This window comes from Streptomyces sp. NPDC058646, assembly GCF_042716875.1.
GTDB lineage: Bacteria > Actinomycetota > Actinomycetes > Streptomycetales > Streptomycetaceae > Streptomyces.
In genome coordinates this window covers 1-1049 of the sequence record NZ_JBHXRK010000094.1, presented here as the reverse complement: position 1 = coordinate 1049, position 1049 = coordinate 1, and the positions used below count along the sequence as shown (strand labels likewise).

The window sequence follows — 1049 nt, the reverse complement described above, 5'->3', positions numbered from 1 at the left end:
AATAGGCCACCACCGGTCCGGAGGGGCTGGGTGCTGGGTCCTACGGCGAACGGAGTAGGGGTTGTCCGGCGCGCAGCCGAGGCGGGGATTCCTCCGCGTTGTCTAGCGTCACACCCATGCAGAGAGTCGATGTGCACAAGTACCTGCAGCGCCTGGGGGTCCCGGATCCAGGGCCGCCCTCGGCAGCCGCTCTGCACGTGCTCCATGCCGCGCATGTGGAACGCGTACCTTTCGAGACGTTGGAGATCCATCTCGGCCGGCCGACCACCGTGGATCCGCACGAGTCCATCGCCCGGATCCTGCGCGGGCGCGGCGGATACTGCTTCCATCTCAACGGCGCCTTCGCCACCCTCCTGCAACACCTCGGTTACGCCGTCTCGTGGCATCGTGGCGGGGTCCACGGCACGCCGGGTACTCCGTCGCCGGGAGTGACCGGCGACCACCTCACCCTCGTGGTGGACTGCGAAGACCAGGCATGGTTCGTCGACGTCGGTCTCGGGGATGCACTGCACGGACCACTTCCCCTGCGCGCAGCGACCTACCGGCAAGGTCCCTTCACCTACCGGCTGGCACGCTTGGGTGTCAGCGGCTGGCGCTTCGACCACGACCCTCGCGGCACCTTCGTGGGTATGGACTTCTCCATGGCTCCCGCACGTGCGGGCGACTTCACCGCACGGCACAGGCAGCTGTCGACGTCGCCGGACTCGGGATTCGTCCGCATCCTCTCCGTCATGCGCAGGGATCACGACGGCGTGGACGCGATCGAGGGCTGCATCCTGAGCAGGACGGACGACACCGGCCGTCACGCACGGGAACTGGGCACCGTCAGCGACTGGTTCGGCGCACTCACCGACGTGTTCGGCCTCACCCTCGACGACACCACAGCAGCCGAGCGCACCGCCCTGTGGACGGACGTGTACTCCAAACACCAGGCGTGGAAAGCCCGCCGCCGCGACCGCCCGTGACCTCCCGCCCCGCTGAATACTTATGTCCAGCCCAGGACTGACTGCGGACGCCGAGCGACGTGCCCCACCCTCCGGAGCGTTGGC

General features: G+C 68.2%; 1 protein-coding gene. It reads left to right on the top strand.

Features of this window, described 5'->3' with window-relative positions; genetic code table 11:
* The first annotated feature begins 116 nt into the window (after nt 1–116).
* Nucleotides 117–965, top strand: a complete 849-nt coding sequence (locus ACFWUZ_RS36375; protein ID WP_384382421.1) for an arylamine N-acetyltransferase — start codon at nt 117–119, stop codon at nt 963–965.
* The last annotated feature ends 84 nt before the right edge of the window (nt 966–1049 follow it).